The following is a 16,564-nucleotide window of genomic DNA, read 5'->3' as shown; positions in this document are numbered from 1 at the left end:
GGGCCGTGCCGACCATTTGGCCAGCATGGCCCTGCGCCGTATCCCGACTTTTGGCCCGACTATTATCCCGGCCTTTGCGCAGGCCCCCCGCGCGGCGACAGTCGTCTTATTGCACCGGCACCGAGAATACCTGACCGGGGTAGATCAGATCCGGGTTGCGGATCGCCGCGCGGTTGGCATCAAACACCCGCACATACAGCAGCCCGTCGCCGTAACGTTCGCGCGAAATCGCCCAGAGCGTATCGCCCTCCTGCACCGTGACCAGGCGCACCTGAGGCTGCGTGCCGGTTGGGGCCGCATCGGGTGCAGCTGCGGTTTCGACAGGCGGTTGCAGCACCTCCGGCGCTTCCCGTTTGAACGGGGTTTCAAGCCGGCTCAGCACCTTGCCCTCGGTATCCAGCGCATCCAGTCGCAGCGCGTAGATCCCCGGCGCCACATTGGGCAGAATACCGGACCAGCGGCCTTCCTCATCCACGGGCAGATCGGCAATCGCCGCATTGTCGAGATAGGCGCGCACCACCGCATCCGCGCGCACCCGCCCGCTCAGCACTACAGAGCCCGCATCATCATAGGAAATGGTCTCCAGCGCCACGGTATCGGGCGCCTCTGCCAGTCGCGGCGTGGGGGGCTGGACAAGCGTCACGCCGCTGGCATCGGACCGCAGCACCGCCACCTGTTCCGGTGCGGCGGCGGCTGGCGCGTCCTGGCCTGTGGTCTGCGCCACATCCGCCGCAGCGGCCTCAGCCATCTCGACTGTGGTTTCCGCCACCTCGGCAGGTGCCACCGCACGATCCTCAGCCGGGCTGTCTACCGCAGCCTGCGCAACATCTGCGGGATCTGCATCCGGTTCTGCGGCCAGCTCTGCCGCCACCGGTGCGGCAGGTGCAGCGCTCACAACAGGAGAGGCTTCAGCTGTTTCCGTTGCAGCGGTCGTGACCTCAGCCTGCACCGCCTCACTTGCCACCGCCTCACTTGCCACTGCCTCACTCTGCACGGCCTCAGCCTGCGCAGCCTCGCTCTGAGCGGCCACGGTCGCGGTTTCCTCGGCGGCCGCATCGGCTGCGACATCCGCTGCCACCGGCGCCTCGGCGACCGGGGCCTCAACCGCGTCGGCCTGTGCCACCTGCACCGGCGCGACGGGCACGACAGGTGCCAGAATGAACTCTGCATCAGAGGCCGCAACCGCCTCCCCCAAGGTGGCTGTCAGCGAAATCACCTGCGGCTGATCCGAGGGCGCAACCGAGGTGAACAGCACAAAGCTGCCATCCGACGGCACCGTCAGTGTCTCCAGCACCGCACCGTCCAGCATCAGCGAGATCACCGATCCCGGCGTTGCCCGCCCGGCAACCATTCCGCTGCCATCGGTCTCAAATCGTGCAAGATCCATCTGCGGGGCTGTCAGCGTCACGGCGGGTGTTTCAGCAGACGTCTCATCTGCCGATGGCGCGGCCTCGACGGCGCTGGTCTCTGCTGCCCCTGCCACAACCACCTCGGCCGCCTGCTCCGCATCCGCGCGCGGCGCCGCTTCGACAGGCGCTTCACCGCCCGCAGGCTGATCGACCTCGGCCGGTGCCGTCGCATCCGTCGCAGCCACTGTCACCTCGGTTTCTGTCACCGTCTCTTCGGGCGCATCGCTGCCCACCTCGGGCGAAGCCAGCTTGCGATCTGAGGCGGAGACGCTCGGCGTGATCACCACCTTGTCGCCATTGGCGGCGGAGCCATCGCCGCCCGCGCCGCGCTCACCACCGCCCCATTGCAGGAAAACCACCCCGCCCAGCACCGCGACCACCGCAGCAGCGCCCCCGATGGCGATGGCGGATATGCCACCTTTGCCCGTTACATCCGTCATTCCATTCCTTCCCTTCCGACCCCGAAAAGACCTCCACCGGTCGTCCTCGGGTCCGATCCTGCGGGATGTCCCCCCCGCTTGCTTGAGCCAGCCATACAATGCCGCTATCAGGGACCAAAGGACGACTTATTTCCCCGCCGAACACAACAAAAAAGGTGACTGCCATGCGTATTCACTCCGTCTGTGTGTATTGTGGATCGCGCGATGGGATCCGTCCGGCCTATGCCGAGGCCGCCGAGGCGCTCGGAACCGGCCTTGCCCAACAGGGCCAGCGGCTGGTCTATGGCGCCGGGGACGTCGGGCTGATGGGCCGGGTGGCGCGGGCGGCACAGGCGGCGGGCGGGCGCACCTTTGGCGTCATTCCCGAACATCTGGTCCGCCGCGAGGTCGCCAAGACCGACCTCAACACCTATGTGGTCACCGAAACCATGCACGAACGCAAAAAGGTGATGCTCTACAACGCCGATGCCGTGGTGGTGCTGCCGGGCGGTGCCGGCTCGCTTGACGAGCTGTTCGAGGCGCTGACCTGGCGTCAGCTCGACCTGCACCGGAAACCGATCCTGGTCCTCAACATCGACGGCTACTGGGATCCGCTGAAGGCCCTGGTGGAGCATGTGGTGGCCGAAGGGTTCGCCGGGGCCGAGACAACGGCGGCGCTCACCTGGGTCACCAGCGTCGAGGATGCGCTGACCGCGCTGCGCGGCTGATCTCGACAACAAATAACGCGGCGCATTCCTGCACCGCGTTGGTCTGTAAATTTGCCAGATAAATGCGTTTCGCGCACACCGCCGAGATCAGGCGGCCAGCTCCTGCTGAACAATCTTCTCGATCTCGTCGATCGGGTGGTTGGTCAGCGTCTTCGGGATCTCCGCCAGCACCAGATCCTGCACCTCCTTGTGCAGCTTGTCGCGCAGATTGCCGAGCACCTGCGGCGAGGCGACCAGAACGATCTTGCCCAGTTTGCCCTTGTGCGCCCGCTCATAGAGCAACTCTGCGATATCGTCGGCAAAGCGCTCCTTGGCCAGCTCGTGCCAGTCGGTATCATCCAGCGCCGAACGGTGGCCAACACCGCCGTCGTGCATCCGGCCGGGACGGTTGGCCGATTGTTCGATATCGGAGGGATTGTCCTGCTCTTCCTTGCGGCGCACCTCCAGATGCGGGTTCTGCGCATCGGTGGTGTTTTGCAGCAGCAATGCCTTTTCGCTGTCGGTCACCAGAACATATGTGCCGTGGTCTAGCTGAGCCATTATTGGTCCTCCTGCTCGTTCGATTTGGTCACCCGTGTCGCACCGGCAGGGCGTTCCTTGGCACGTTTTTCCTCGTCCTCGGTCGCCACCTCCCGGGCCAGTCGGCCACCGGTGCGCCCGCCATGCGAAACGCTGCCCTCGGCGCCCAGGATTTCCTTGGTTTCCTGACGGCCATCCTTTGATCTCACGCGGTCTGCCATGTCGGTCCTCCATTTTTATCGGGGTTCACCAACACAACCGCCAAAGAGGCGTTTTGTTCCCCCCTCGGCCCGCCCCCGCGCAATAAAGAAAGGCCCCGTCCGATACCGGACGAGGCCCAAGATCAATCACTGATCCCAAAAGATCACATGCGCGAAGCGACGTTTTCCCAGTTGACCAGATTGTCGAGGAAGTTGGTCAGATAGGCCGGACGCTTGTTGCGGAAATCGATATAGTAGGAATGCTCCCACACGTCACAGCCCAGCAGTGCTGTCTGACCAAAGCAGACCGGGTTCACGCCGTTTTCGGTCTTGGTCACCTTCAGGTCGCCGTCGGTGTCCTTGACCAGCCAGGCCCAGCCGGAGCCGAACTGACCCGCGCCTGCGGCAGAGAACTCTTCCTTGAACTTGTCAACGGAGCCAAAGCTGTCGACCAGAGCCTTTTCCAGCTCGCCCGGCATCTTGCTGTCGCCCGGACCCATCATTTCCCAGAACTGGTTGTGGTTCCACAGCTGGGAGATGTTGTTGAAGATACCGCTCTGGGCGACGGCATTTGCGTCATAGGTGCCCTTGATGATCTCTTCCATGGACTTGCCGTCCCACTCGGTGCCGGCAATCAGCTTGTTGCCGTTGTCCACATAGGCCTTGTGGTGCAGGTCGTGGTGGTATTCCAGCGTTTCTGCGGACATGCCTTTGGATGCCAGCGCGTCATGGGCATAAGGAAGATCGGGAAGTTCAAAAGCCATCTGGGCCCCCTGTATTGTCTGTTTCGTTCCTAGGCAGATACATGCGGCTGGTGCCCCCATTGGTCAAGGCCAAGCCGGGGAAACAGCTAAAAAATAACCCGGTCAGCAGGAAAAGAGGCAGCCGCCGCAGGCCGTTAGACGATCGGCAACGGATCCTGCACCGAGTGCTTACCTGCTCAGCTTGACGTTGCTGCGGGTGCACGGCCCGCTGCCGGACGGACGGTTATCATAGCCATGCACGCGCGCTGTAATCGACAGCTTCATACGCGGCTCATCCATCGTGGCCGAATAGCTTGCCTTGGCAGACCCCGAACGCGCATCAATATTATTGACGGTCCACTTCAGCTTGAGCCGGTTTTTTGAACGCAGATCGTAAGGCACGATCATCGGGGTTTTCTGTACGCTGGCAATAACGCCATCCATCACGCCCGTGACTTACTGGTCATGATCGACAAAAACCAGAACACGCGGCGACAGCCATCCGTATTTCTCATAGGAGGTGATCTGGCAATCATAGGTCACCGGTGCCGCGACAACGGGCGCTGCGGCAAATAGGGTGCAGGCCGCCACTGCGGCTCTGATCAAAGATTTCATCGGGAATGCTCGCGCTCTCAGGAAATGGATACAGCCGCTATATCGTCAATCGCGCGCAGGTTGTGAAGTCTTTTCTACGGAATTGCCGCTACGATGCAGCCGCGACATCATCAGCTAACTTGTGACCTGGGCGCATTGGCCGATGCCGCGTGGCGATTTCTCCCCGACGCCACCGGAGATCACCTTTACCGACAGTTTCTTGTTCTGGGTGTTAAACACCGCGCGATAATGGGTTTCCACCGCGCTCGCGCCATTGCCGACCGAGGCGCTGGTAACCGTCCAGCTGACCCGGTAGGAGATATCGCTGATGCGGAAAAACCCGGCCTTCAGCGGGCGGCCGGACAGCGCACTCACATTGCCGGAATGCACCACTTCCGCCGACCATTCATCGTGGAAACGCAGGCTGATCAGCGGCGGGATCCACCCTCGGCCAGACAGCGATTTCACCTTGCAGGTATAAATCCCTTCCAGCGCCGCCGCCGGGGTCGCCAGACCGGTGCCAAGTGCCACGCAGGCAGCAAAGCCCAGCGTCCTTGCAATTGGCAGCAGCAGGTCAGCGACCTTGAACATATTAACCTCCCACCAGTTAATACAGCACAGCCCGGCTATGCAGCAGACAGATAACTCCCTAATTGGCGGTGATCATGAATCACAAATGGTGAAGAACCAACAAAGCCAAGTAAAAAGTGCCCCCGGAAATCCAGAAGCACTTTACCTGCACGTAAAACGCACCACAAGGCTAAATTGCCTTAACCAGTTAACGCACCTACCTTAGATTGTGGATGCGCGGCGGTGCATAACAAGTTGTAGACATATCCGCCCACTGAACGGAAGCAAACGATGTGAAATGCACCGTTATTGTCCAGCCAGAAGGCCGCCGCCACCTGCGCCATGCGCGTGCGGCGAAACTGGCCCGGTTTGAAGGCCTCAGCCGACATATCGACCGGGCAGATTTTCGCCAGAACTTCGCGGGCGCTGTCACCGGACAGGCGGAACAGACCACGCGCGTCGGAGACATTGACGGCCAGCGCATGTTCGCCTTTCAGCGCCTCTGCCAGATCCGCCACCTTGGCGTCAACCTCGCCGTAAGGCACCAGCAGCAGCAGCTCATCCGGCGACATCCAGGCCACACCGCCCTGCTCGGTCAGGGAGATCTGTCCGCTGGTCGGCACATCCGCCCCGGTGGCGGCCTTTACCGCCGCCTTCAGGGTGGCAGAGGCCAGATCGCCACGCAGGGTGATCATCCCCTGCAACCCGCTGTCCTCGACCTGTGCCAGACCGGAGAATTTCGCCCCATTCATTGCGCTGACAGGATCAGACATTCTGCTTCTCCCCTTCCTTGTCGTAAAAGACCTGATCGACGATCTTGGCCTTGTAGATTGTCCCGTCGGTGCCGGGGAACTCGATCACCTCGCCCATCCGCTTGGGACCATGCTTGACCAGACCCATGGCAATGCCACGGCCCAGATTGGCCGAATAATAGGTCGAGGTGACGCGCCCGATGGTGTTTTTCTGGCCATTGGCGTTGACACCATTGCCGACCGCATAGGCGCCATCCGGCAGAACCGAGCCGTCTACGGTTTCCAGCCCCACCAGCTGCCAGCGGTCGGGATCGGCCATATGGCTGCGGGAATGCGCGCGTTTGCCGAGGAAATCCTCTTTCTTCTTCGACAGCGCCCAGTTGAGCCCCAGATCCTGCGGGATAACGGTCCCGTCAGTCTCGTCGCCGATCATGATAAAGCCCTTTTCGGCCCGCAGGATGTGCAGACATTCGGTGCCATAAGGCATCACCCCGAATTCCTTGCCCGCCTCCATCAACGCAGTCCAGAACGCCTGACCTTCGGAGGCCGCAACCGCGATCTCGTAGGACAGTTCGCCCGAGAAGGAGATGCGGTAGGCCCGCGCCTTGAAGCCGCCGATTTCCCCATCACGCCATTCCATGAAGGGCAGCGCCTCCTTGGAGACATCCATACCGCCGCCCGCTTTTTCATTCAGCTTTTCCAGCACCTTGCGGGCGTTGGGGCCAACGACGGCGACCTGCGCTAGCTGTTCGGTGACATTGGCAACATAGACTTTCCAGTCCCACCATTCGGTCTGCAGCCATTCTTCCATATGGCCATGGATCCGCTCGGCACCGCCGGTGGTGGTGTGGCAAAGCCAGGTGTCCTCGTCGATCCGGGCAACCACGCCGTCGTCGATCAGGAAACCGTTCTCCGAACACATCAGACCATAGCGGCATTTGCCCGGCTTCAGCGTCGACATCATGTTGGTATACATCATGTCGAGGAACTTGCCCGCATCCGGCCCTTTGACGACCAGCTTGCCGAGGGTCGAGGCATCCAGCAGGCCGAGGTTCTCGCGGGTGTTCTTCACCTCGCGGTTCACCGCGTCATGCACGCTCTCGCCGGAGCGAACATAGGCGTAGGGGCGGCGCCACTGGCCAACCGGTTCCCAATCCGCCCCATTGCTGTCGTGCCAGTCATACATCGGCGTCTTGCGCAGCGGCTGGAAGATCTCCCCGCGCGCCTCACCGCCGATCGCCCCCATCGAAATCGGGTGATAGGGCGGACGGAAGGTGGTGGTGCCCACTTGCGGGATTTCAGACCCCAGCGCATCAGCAAGGATCGCCAGACCGTTGATATTGCTCAACTTGCCCTGATCCGTCGCCATGCCCAGCGTGGTGTAGCGCTTGGTATGTTCGACGCTTTCGAACCCTTCGCGCGCGGCCAGCTGCACATCCGACACTTTGACGTCGTTCTGATAGTCCAGCCAGGTTTTCATCCGCAGCTTGATGTCGGCCTTGGCAGGCATCAGCCAGACCGGCTCCATCGCCGTCTCTGTCGGGGCATCACCAACGGGCGCGGTGCCTGCCTTGACCTTGCGGCCAGCAGCCTTCGCCGCCGCCTCGCCTGCGGCCTGCGCATCGCTCAGCGCCTCCGCCAGACCAGCGGCGCCATTGGCAGCCCCCGCCGCAATCACAAAACCCTTGCCATCCGCACCCAGCGGCGGACGGGTTGCATCGGGGCGGAAGTTCGCATGGGTCTGATCCCAGACGAGCTTGCCACCGCAATGGGACCACAGGTGCACCACCGGCGACCAGCCGCCGGACATCGCGACCGCATCGGCCTCGACCTCCTCCTGCGCACCACCCTCGCCGTTCTGGGCGCAGATCGCCACCGAGGTGACGCGCTTGCCGCCTTTCACCTTGGCAATGGCCCGGCCACATTCGACGCGGATGCCCAGCTGACGAACCTCTTCCATCAGCGCGCCGCCGCCGCTGTCGCGGGCATCCAGCACGCGCACCACCTCGACACCCGCAGCATGCAGCGCAATCGCGGTGCGATAGGCGTCATCATTGTTGGTGGCCACAACCACTTTCTGGCCGGGTGTCACCCCCCAGTTCACCGCATAGTCGCGCATCGAGGCCGCCAGCATCACGCCCGGCACATCATTGCCCGCAAAGGACAAAGGCCGTTCAATCGCACCGGTCGCCGTCACAATCTGGCTGGCGCGGATCCGCCACAGACGGTGGCGCGGACCACCCTGCCCCGGCGCATGATCGGTCAGACGCTCATACCCCAGCGCATAGCCGTGATCATAGACGCCCGCGCCCATGCAGCGGTCGCGCAGCAGCACATTGTCCATGCCCCGCAGCTCGGCGAGGGTTTTCTCGACCCAAGCGCCGGGTTCCATCCCGTCGATGGTGCCGCCATCAACCGGCGCGCGGCCGCCCCAATAGTTGTGCTGCTCCAGCAGCAGAACCTTGGCACCGGACATCGCCGCAGCCTTGGCCGCCTGCAAACCCGCAACACCACCACCAATCACCAGCACATCGACGAAATAATAGAAATGCTCGTAGGTGTCGGCGTCCTTCAGCTCCTTGTCGGGCGCTTTGCCCAGACCGGCGGACTGGCGGATGATCGGCTCGTAGACATGTTTCCACAGCGGACGCGGGTGGATGAACATCTTGTAGTAGAACCCCGCAGGCAGGAACCGCGCCAGCGCGTTATTGGCCACGCCCACGTCGAACTCAAGGCTCGGCCAATGGTTCTGCGACTGCGCCGACAGGCCCGAGAACAGCTCGGTCGTGGTGGCGCGCTGGTTGGGTTCAAACCGGTCGCCTGTGCCCAGACCAACAAGGGCGTTGGGCTCTTCCGGGCCAGCCGCAACCAGACCGCGCGGGCGGTGATATTTGAACGAGCGGCCAACCATCATCTGGTCATTGGCCAACAGAGCAGACGCCAGCGTGTCGCCTGCATAGCCCTTCATCCGCTTGCCGTTGAAGGTAAATTCGATCGGTTTGGAGCGGTCGATCAACCGGCCGTTTTTGGCAAGGCGCGTGCTCATGTGGCGGACCTTTCGCAAGAGAGGGCGACGAAAAGGGAGGTAACGTTCAGACAGGCGATCATTTCAGATCCCGCCATGTCCAGCCGGGACGCTTGGCCGTGACCGCATCCAGAATGTCCTTGGGCGGCTCGGTGGTCTGGGCGCTGTAGGTGCCAAAAACCTCAAGCGTGGTGGTGCAGCGCGCAGCATGAAACCACTTGCCGCAGCCATTGGCATGGCGCCAGCGTTCAAAATGCACGCCCTTGGGGTTTTCGCGCATGAACAGATAGTCATGAAACTCGTCATCCGACGAGCCGGGACCAAAACGCTTCAGATGCGCCTCGCCACCAGCGGCCAGTTCAGTTTCTTCGGCTTTGACGCCGCAATAGGGGCATTCAAGGATCAGCATTGTGCTTGCTCCGTAAAATTGAATTCTGCAGCGTTAGTGCGCCACACCGGCGGCGACGCTCTCGTCGATGAATTTGCCTTCCTTGAAGCGCATCATCGAAAACTCTTCGGCCAGCGGCGAATGACCTGTGGCCATCAGCTCCGCCATCGCCCAGCCAGAGCCCGGGATCGCCTTGAAACCGCCGGTACCCCAGCCTGCGTTGACAAAGATATTGCCAACCGGCGTCTTGGAGATCAGCGGCGAGCGGTCGCCGGTCACATCCACGATCCCGCCCCACTGGCGCAGCATCTTCAGACGGCTGACCATCGGGAAGGTCTCGTTGAGCGCGCGCACGGTTTCCTCGATATGATGGAAAGATCCGCGCTGGGTGTAGTTGTTGAACCCGTCGGTGCCGCCGCCGATGACCATCTCGCCCTTGTCGGACTGCGACATGTAGCCATGCACGGTATTGGCCATCACAACCACATCCATGCAGGGTTTGATCGGCTCGGACACCAGCGCCTGCAGCGCCACGCTTTCCACCGGCAGACGGAAACCCGCCATGTCCGACAGATGCGAACAATTGCCCGCAACCACCATGCCCAGCTTGTCGCAGTCGATGGCGCCCTTGGTGGTGTCGACGCCAACCACGCGGCCATTCTCATTGCGCACGCCGGTGACTTCACACTGCTGGATGATGTCCATACCCATGTTGGAACAGGCCCGCGCATAGCCCCAGGCCACCGCATCGTGGCGCGCGGTGCCGCCGCGTTCCTGCCAGAGGCCGCCCAGAACCGGATAGCGCGGCCCTTCGAGGTTGATGATCGGCACCAGCTCCTTCACGCGCGCAGGCTCAATCCATTCGGTCTGCACGCCCTGCAGGGCATTGGCATGGGCGGTGCGCTTGTAGCCGCGCACCTCATGCTCGGTCTGCGCCAGCATGATCACGCCGCGCGGGCTGAACATCACGTTGTAGTTGATGTCCTGGCTCATCGTCTCATAGAGCGAGCGCGCCTTCTCATAGATCGCCGCCGAGGGATCCTGCAGGTAGTTGGAGCGGATGATGGTGGTGTTACGCCCGGTATTCCCGCCGCCCAGCCAGCCCTTTTCCAGAACGGCGACATTGGTGATGCCGAAATTCTTGCCAAGGAAATAGGCTGTGGCCAGACCATGCCCCCCGGCCCCGACGATGATCACATCATAGTGGCGTTTCGGTTCAGGCGAGCGCCAGGCGCGTTCCCATCCGGTGTGGTAGCGCAGCGCCTCACGCGCGACAGCAAAGGCAGAATAACGTTTCATGGGCGAATCCGTGGTTCGAGACTGCTACCGGGTATGCACCACAGATCGCCCCGGGCTGCGCCGTTTATCGTCGCAATCGTGCATGGTTGCGACATGCGGACCCAAAGACGACGCGCCGCCGCCGCTTTGCCCGAAGCTGTAGGCTGAGCTTTGCCTGTGCTTTGGCGCGCAGGCGGCCCTCCGACCAGCCGGGACAGCGCGCCGCAGCAGTTAGGCCTTTTTTCCGCGCCTGCGCCCCTATACATGAGTGTGAAACTGCGGGAGCCGCCATGACCTTCTGGATTGTCATCAGTCTTATCACGCTGGCCACGGCCATTCTGCTGTCCCTTGTGCTGCTGCGGGGCCGTGACAGCGGCGCGCCTGCTGCGGCCTATGATCTTCAGGTCTATCGCCAGCAGCTACGCGACGTGGACAAGGATCTGGCGCGTGGCGTGCTGCAGGAGGGCGACGCCGAACGGGTCCGCACAGAGATTTCGCGCCGCATCCTGACCGCCGATGCCCAGGCGCAGGCCGCCGCCACCGGCCGCTCGCAGCCGCGCCTGCTGACCGGCGCAACCGCTGTTGTGCTAACCACTGTGATCTGCGCCGGCACCTATCTGCTCTATGCCAATCTCGGGGCACCCGGATACAGCGATCTGGGCCTGCAGCTGCGGATTGATGCCGCCGCCGAACGCGCCGCCAGCCGCCCCTCGCAGGCCGAAGCCGAGGCCGATGCCCCCGCCCGCCCCGAACGCGTGGTGGAACCCGGATACGCGACCCTGGTCGATCAGCTGCGCGAAACCGCCGCCGCCCGCACCAACGACGCCCAGGGCCAGGCGCTGCTCGCCCAGCATGAGGCGAACCTCGGCAATTTCGCCGCCGCCGCACAGGCCAAGGCCAATTACATCCGCATCATGTCCGGCGACGTCGAGGCGCGCGATTTCGGCGAGCTGGCCGAGCTGCAGATCATGGCCGCAGGCGGCTATGTCTCCCCAGAGGCCGAGGACGCCCTGCGCACCGCACTGACGCTCAACCGCTTTGATGGCGGCGCGCGCTACTACTGGGGGCTGATGATGGCGCAGATCGGCCGCCCGGACCTCGCCTATGAGGTCTGGAGCGAGACCCTGGCCATGGGCCCTGAGGGCGCCCCCTGGATCACCGCCATCTCCGCCCAGATCGAGGATATCGCCTATCGCGCCGGGGTCGACTATACGCCGATCGCCCCGGGCAGCAGACCGGCCCCCGGCGGAACCCCGGCGCTCTCGGGTCCCAGCCAGGACGATATCGCCGCGGCCGGGGAGATGAGCGCGCAGGAACGCCAGCAGATGATCCGCGGCATGGTCGAGGGGCTGTCGCAGCGGCTGGCCGACAGCGGCGGCACACCGCAGGAATGGGCGCGGCTGATCGGCGCCCTTGCCGTGCTGCAAGAGACCGAGCGCGCGCAGGCGATCTACACTGAGGCACAAGAGGTCTTTGCCGAGATGCCAGAGGCGCTCGCCACCATCACCGAAGCCGCGAAAAATGCAGGACTGACCCAATGATCCATGACGACTTCGAAGCCTTCGCCGCAGCCGTCCCCGCCTTCACCCCGATTGCGGGGCTGGATTTTGGCGACAAAACCGTTGGTGTCGCCATCTCCGACCGTATGGGCACCGTGGCGACGCCGCTGGAAACCATCCGGCGCAAGAAATTCACCCTGGATGCCGACCGCCTGTTCGAGATCGTCAAGACCCGCGAGGTCGGCGCCCTGCTGCTGGGGCTGCCGCGCAATATGGACGGCTCCGAAGGGCCGCGCTGCCAGAAAACCCGCGCCTTTGCCCGCAATCTGGCCAAGCTGACCGAACTGCCGATCGGCTTCTGGGACGAAAGGTTGAGCACGGTCGCCGCCGAAAGGGCGCTTCTGGAGGCGGATACGAGCCGAAAGCGTCGCGCAGAGGTGATCGACCATGTTGCCGCATCGTATATCCTGCAAGGGGCGCTGGATCGCATGCGCCATATCAAGGCGGGATAAAACGCATGAGTGACGAGGTCTGGAAACGTGACGAGGTGCAGTCCCCCTGCATCCAAATCTGTGTCGTCCACCCCGAGGCGCGGATCTGCACCGGCTGCTATCGCTCCATCGACGAAATCACCCGCTGGTCAAAGATGAGCAACGAAGAACGCGCCGAGCTGCTCGCAGCCCTGCCCGACCGCGCCAAGGAGCTGACCAAGCGCCGCGGCGGCCGCAGCGCCCGCCTAAACCGCAGCTAACGCGGCGCGCGGCACATGTCGCGCGACAACGGATAGCGGGCTGACAGCGCTCGGCTTTTGCCCGCCAATGGTTGCGCACGCCCCGGTAACCTTCTGAAAATCATGCGGAATAACTGCTGACCCATTGTTTCGCACGCGAAACATTCAGGCAGGGATGCTGACCTTTCCCGGCTAGCCCTCCGCCAACCACCTCTGGGTCCAATTCGCCAGCTCGGGGCGGAAATAGGCGATCATGCGGCCCTCTTCGGGGGCGCTGGCCCCCTCGGCCCATGGAGCGACACCATGCAGGCACAGCCGGTGCATCAGATAGGCCTCACCGGGGCGGGCTGAAACCGTGATCCTTGGGCAGGTGTCAAACACCTGCCTGCGGGCAGCGGTATAGGCGTCGGTCACATCCACCTCGCCCCATTGCTGCGCAGGGACGCCCTGAAACAGCGCTGCAAAGGCGCGGCGCATGATCACATGGCTGCCCTCCCAGATCACCAGCGACGAAGCATCGGGACTGCTGACATTCAGCGGCAGCCCCAGCACCCAGGCATGGGGTTCCTCGACCCGGCGGCGGCGGGTCTCCCCGAACATCTTCACCCCGTCCACATGCGCCGCGTCGCGGTTGATCCGGTAGCGCAGCGCCGCCTCCCCCTCACCGGGGCGCGGTCGTGGATAGCCCGGAAAGACAGAGGAGACCTGCGCGCGATGCAGATCCGGCAGGCCGCCAAGATGGGCGCTGATGAAGTCGATGGCGGGGCCGGCCAGCGGCGGCCCCTCCGGCAGCTGGCCGCGCCCGTCATTGGGCAGCGCATCAACACCGATGAACCAGGTGCCCTCACATTGCAGCCAGTCAGCATTGGCCGGATCGTTAAGGGCCCGGATCCCGGCCTGATGGGCGTGGCGCGCCCAGGCCAATGTGGCAGCATGGGCCGGAAAATCACACCACCCCTTTGTCAAGAACCGCTGCCAATCCATTGCAAAACCTTACCAATGCCTGAAATCAGAAGCCCAGAGACTTGCGCAGCATATTGAGCGCAACAAGGATCAGAAAGACTGCAAACACCCGTTTCAGCGGTTTCGGATCCATCGCATGGGCCAGCTTCACCCCCCAGGGGGCGGTGATCAGCGTCATCGCGATCACCACCACAAAGGCAACCATATTGACAGCCCCCAGCGTCAGCGGCGGGCGCGCCGACGGATCAATCGGCAGGAACAGAAAGCCAATCACCGACGGCACCGCGATGATGACACCAAAGCCCGCCGCCGTGGCCACAGCCCGGTGAATGGGCGTGGCATGCAGGCTCATCAATGGCACGCCAAAACTGCCGCCGCCGATGCCCATCAACACCGACAGAAACCCGACCATGGGGGACAGGATGATGCGGCGCGCGCCCTTGGGCATCTCGTTGCCCAGCCGCCAATCGGAGCGGCCAAAGGCCATGTAACAGCCAATCACCAGCGCCAGCACGCCAAACAGCGCCTGCAATGTGGTTGACCGCAAAGAGGCCGCAACCGTGACGCCGACGATGGCGCCGATGGCAATTCCCGGCCCCCAGCCGCGCAGGATGTCCCAATCCACGGCACCCTTCTTGTTGTGGCTCATCACCGAGCGCAGAGAGGTCACGATGATCGTCGCCAGAGACGTTGCCAGACACATCTGCATCAGCTGGTCGCCCCCATAGCCCAGCGTCTGAAACACGTAGAAAAACGCAGGCACCAGAACGATGCCGCCGCCAACCCCCAGCAGGCCCGCCAGAACCCCGGCCACCGCGCCTGTCACGATCAAGAGACCGGCCATCTGCGCCAGCACGGCAGGCTCCGGCCACAGGGTGGCAGTGGTCACAAGACTGGTGGTCAGGGCTGACATCGGCGGCTCTCCTCTTTCCCGGATCAGCGGTCGCAGACCGGCCCCATTCGCAGCGGATATGGGCGGCTGTCTTGCGCTGACATCCCCATCACCTAGCATGGGCGGGCAAAAATTGTCTCAGGAATTCGTGCGGCTTAGCAGCTAATGGCGGTGACCCGTGGTCGCAGGGCTGCGCCGGTGGATCAGGCCGCGAGGCCTGTCACCTGCTCCAGGGCGGTCTCCACCAACCTTGTATCTGCGCCCGGTCGGCTGGCGCCTTCGGACAGCACCCGCCGCCAATTGCGCGCCCCCGGACGGCCTGCAAACAGCCCCAGCATATGCCGGGTGATCTGATGCAATCGCGCACCTTGCGCCATCTGATCGTCGATATACCCCAGCATCTGCCCGACAACCGCGACCGGATCGGTTCCGCTGCCGCTGCCAAAAATGAGCGGATCCGCCTGTGACAGGATATCGCTGGGCTGATGATAGGCGGCGCGACCGATCATGACGCCGTCAAGGCCCCGTTCCAGATGCAGAAGCGCATCCTCCAGCCGTGCGACCCCTCCGTTGAGCGAGATATGCAGCTGCGGGAACTCCGCCTTCATCTGATGCACGATCTCGTAGTCGAGGGGCGGGATATCCCGGTTTTCCTTGGGGCTCAGCCCCTTTAGCCAGGCTTTGCGGGCGTGGATCGTCACCCGCTCGCAGCCCGCCGCCGCGATCTGTTCAAGAAAGGCAGGCAGCACCTCCTGCGGGTCCTGGTCATCAACGCCAATGCGGCATTTCACCGTCACCTCGACATCGACCTTTGCCCGCATGGCAGCTACACAATCGGCCACTAGATCCGGCGTTTTCATCAGCACGGCGCCAAAGGCCCCCGATTGCACCCGGTCGCTCGGGCAGCCACAGTTGAGATTGATCTCATCATAGCCCGCCTCGGCGCCGAACACGGCAGCCTGCGCCAGCTCCTCCGGGTCAGAGCCACCCAGTTGCAGCGCCACCGGATGCTCTTCGGCACTGAAGTCCAACAGATGCAACGCCCCGCCCCGCACCAAGGCAGGTGCCGTTACCATCTCGGTATAAAGCAGCGCCTCACGGCTCAGCAGCCGGTGCAGATACCGGCAATGGCGGTCGGTCCAGTCCATCATAGGCGCAACCGATAAGCGGGACGCATTGACAACATTATATTTTATTTTTTTATCAGCCATTTACCGCCCATCCGCTCGCCTCGATATTGTCTCATATGTTGTAATTCTCGCCTATTTTTGGCATGGTTTACAACAAATGTTGTAACTTGAGCCAAATGTTGTAACCCCATGGGTACCATCATCAAGCGAAAGCGCAAAGACGGCTCTGCCGCTTGGCTTGCCCAGATCGCCGTTCGGCGGGCTGGAAAAACTGTCTGGCGCGAGAACCGGACCTTCGAGCTGCGCTCGACCGCCGCGGCCTGGATCGAGAAGCGCGAAAAGGACCTCGCCAAGCCCGGCGCCCTCGAAAACCTGCCCATCGGAGAGACCCGCCGCCGCGAAGTGACCCTCGGCGACGCAATCGACAAATATGTCGAAGACAGCGCGAAGGCAATCGGTCGGACCAAGGCGCAGGTTCTCAAGAGCATCAAGGAGTTCGACATCGCGGACAAGCTTTGCGCCCAGATCGACAGCGCCGATATTGTGGACTTCGCTCAGGAGAAGCTAAAGACGGGTGTCTCGCCGCAAACCGTGGCCAACTACCTCTCCCATCTCAGCGCGGTCTTCACGGTGGCCGGTCCGGCCTGGAACTATCCTCTGGACGAACGCGCGATGCGCAATGCAATGATAGTCGCGAAGAAGCTAGGGCTGACGCAGAAGAGCCG

The 16,564-nt window shown here is 63.0% G+C and carries 18 protein-coding genes and 1 pseudogene; 5 read left to right on the top strand and 14 right to left on the bottom strand.

Annotated features, from left to right (window positions below; genetic code table 11):
• Positions 1-106: 106 nt before the first annotated feature.
• Positions 107-1,849: a LysM peptidoglycan-binding domain-containing protein gene (locus tag VWY60_RS05930; protein ID WP_416540029.1), complete on the bottom strand. Its 1,743-nt coding sequence runs from the start codon at positions 1,847-1,849 to the stop codon at positions 107-109.
• Positions 1,850-2,013: 164 nt separating this feature from the next.
• Between VWY60_RS05930 and VWY60_RS05925 the strand changes: the two genes are divergently transcribed.
• Positions 2,014-2,556: a TIGR00730 family Rossman fold protein gene (locus VWY60_RS05925; RefSeq protein WP_340545847.1), complete on the top strand. Its 543-nt coding sequence runs from the start codon at positions 2,014-2,016 to the stop codon at positions 2,554-2,556.
• Between the two features lie 87 nt (positions 2,557-2,643).
• Here VWY60_RS05925 and VWY60_RS05920 read toward each other — a convergent pair whose 3' ends face one another.
• The 10 genes from VWY60_RS05920 to VWY60_RS05875 all read right to left on the bottom strand — a co-directional run bounded on the left by VWY60_RS05920 (position 2,644) and on the right by VWY60_RS05875 (position 10,646).
• Complete coding sequence (locus VWY60_RS05920) at positions 2,644-3,096, bottom strand: host attachment family protein (protein WP_340545848.1); 453 nt, start codon at positions 3,094-3,096, stop codon at positions 2,644-2,646.
• Positions 3,096-3,296: a hypothetical protein gene (locus VWY60_RS05915; RefSeq protein WP_340545849.1), complete on the bottom strand. Its 201-nt coding sequence runs from the start codon at positions 3,294-3,296 to the stop codon at positions 3,096-3,098. The genes VWY60_RS05920 and VWY60_RS05915 overlap by 1 nt, the downstream gene beginning before the upstream one ends.
• 143 nt (positions 3,297-3,439) lie before the next feature.
• Entirely contained in the window at positions 3,440-4,039 is a 600-nt protein-coding gene (locus VWY60_RS05910; RefSeq protein ID WP_416540028.1) for a superoxide dismutase, read from the bottom strand.
• A gap of 168 nt (positions 4,040-4,207) precedes the next feature.
• Positions 4,208-4,462, bottom strand: a complete 255-nt coding sequence (locus VWY60_RS05905) for a hypothetical protein (RefSeq protein ID WP_416540027.1) — start codon at positions 4,460-4,462, stop codon at positions 4,208-4,210.
• A 12-nt stretch (positions 4,463-4,474) separates the two neighbouring features.
• Positions 4,475-4,633, bottom strand: coding sequence for a hypothetical protein (locus tag VWY60_RS05900; RefSeq protein WP_416540026.1), 159 nt, complete (start codon positions 4,631-4,633; stop codon positions 4,475-4,477).
• 114 nt (positions 4,634-4,747) lie between these two features.
• Positions 4,748-5,203 carry a hypothetical protein gene (locus VWY60_RS05895; RefSeq protein ID WP_340545851.1) on the bottom strand — a complete coding sequence of 152 codons (456 nt, stop codon included), beginning with the start codon at positions 5,201-5,203 and terminating at the stop codon, positions 4,748-4,750.
• 179 nt (positions 5,204-5,382) lie between these two features.
• Complete coding sequence (locus tag VWY60_RS05890; protein WP_416538932.1) at positions 5,383-5,955, bottom strand: sarcosine oxidase subunit gamma; 573 nt, start codon at positions 5,953-5,955, stop codon at positions 5,383-5,385.
• On the bottom strand, positions 5,948-8,980 hold the full coding sequence (locus VWY60_RS05885) for a sarcosine oxidase subunit alpha family protein (RefSeq protein ID WP_416540025.1): 3,033 nt from the start codon (positions 8,978-8,980) through the stop codon (positions 5,948-5,950). Before VWY60_RS05885 ends, VWY60_RS05890 begins: the two co-directional genes overlap by 8 nt.
• A 58-nt stretch (positions 8,981-9,038) precedes the next feature.
• Positions 9,039-9,368 carry a sarcosine oxidase subunit delta gene (locus VWY60_RS05880; RefSeq protein WP_340545854.1) on the bottom strand — a complete coding sequence of 110 codons (330 nt, stop codon included), beginning with the start codon at positions 9,366-9,368 and terminating at the stop codon, positions 9,039-9,041.
• A gap of 33 nt (positions 9,369-9,401) precedes the next feature.
• On the bottom strand, positions 9,402-10,646 hold the full coding sequence (locus tag VWY60_RS05875; protein ID WP_340545855.1) for a sarcosine oxidase subunit beta family protein: 1,245 nt from the start codon (positions 10,644-10,646) through the stop codon (positions 9,402-9,404).
• A 269-nt stretch (positions 10,647-10,915) separates the two neighbouring features.
• On the opposite strand from VWY60_RS05875, the gene ccmI reads away from it, so the two are divergent.
• From ccmI to VWY60_RS05860, 3 genes are read left to right on the top strand one after another with little or no spacing between them, the layout of a single operon-like run.
• Positions 10,916-12,166, top strand: coding sequence for a c-type cytochrome biogenesis protein CcmI (gene ccmI / locus VWY60_RS05870; protein ID WP_416540024.1), 1,251 nt, complete (start codon positions 10,916-10,918; stop codon positions 12,164-12,166).
• Complete coding sequence (ruvX, locus tag VWY60_RS05865; protein WP_340545857.1) at positions 12,163-12,636, top strand: Holliday junction resolvase RuvX; 474 nt, start codon at positions 12,163-12,165, stop codon at positions 12,634-12,636. The genes ccmI and ruvX overlap by 4 nt, the downstream gene beginning before the upstream one ends.
• A gap of 5 nt (positions 12,637-12,641) precedes the next feature.
• Positions 12,642-12,875 (top strand): DUF1289 domain-containing protein, encoded by a 234-nt coding sequence (locus VWY60_RS05860; protein WP_340545858.1) that lies wholly within the window; start codon positions 12,642-12,644, stop codon positions 12,873-12,875.
• A gap of 171 nt (positions 12,876-13,046) precedes the next feature.
• On the opposite strand, the gene VWY60_RS05855 is transcribed toward VWY60_RS05860, so the two are convergent.
• The 3 genes from VWY60_RS05855 to dusA form a co-directional block, all read right to left on the bottom strand.
• Positions 13,047-13,838: a hypothetical protein gene (locus VWY60_RS05855; RefSeq protein ID WP_416540023.1), complete on the bottom strand. Its 792-nt coding sequence runs from the start codon at positions 13,836-13,838 to the stop codon at positions 13,047-13,049.
• A gap of 25 nt (positions 13,839-13,863) precedes the next feature.
• Positions 13,864-14,730 (bottom strand): sulfite exporter TauE/SafE family protein, encoded by an 867-nt coding sequence (locus VWY60_RS05850; RefSeq protein ID WP_416534198.1) that lies wholly within the window; start codon positions 14,728-14,730, stop codon positions 13,864-13,866.
• Between the two features lie 182 nt (positions 14,731-14,912).
• Positions 14,913-15,920, bottom strand: a complete 1,008-nt coding sequence (gene dusA / locus VWY60_RS05845; RefSeq protein ID WP_416540022.1) for a tRNA dihydrouridine(20/20a) synthase DusA — start codon at positions 15,918-15,920, stop codon at positions 14,913-14,915.
• Positions 15,921-16,028: 108 nt separating this feature from the next.
• Between dusA and VWY60_RS05840 the strand changes: the two are divergent.
• Positions 16,029-16,564, top strand: a pseudogene (locus VWY60_RS05840) (site-specific integrase); the annotation flags it as partial.

This window comes from Phaeobacter sp. JH20_26 (assembly GCF_048056275.1).
Classification (GTDB): domain Bacteria; phylum Pseudomonadota; class Alphaproteobacteria; order Rhodobacterales; family Rhodobacteraceae; genus Phaeobacter; species Phaeobacter bryozoorum.
Note: the sequence above shows the minus strand (reverse complement) of the source record. Positions and strands in the feature narration are given on the sequence as shown.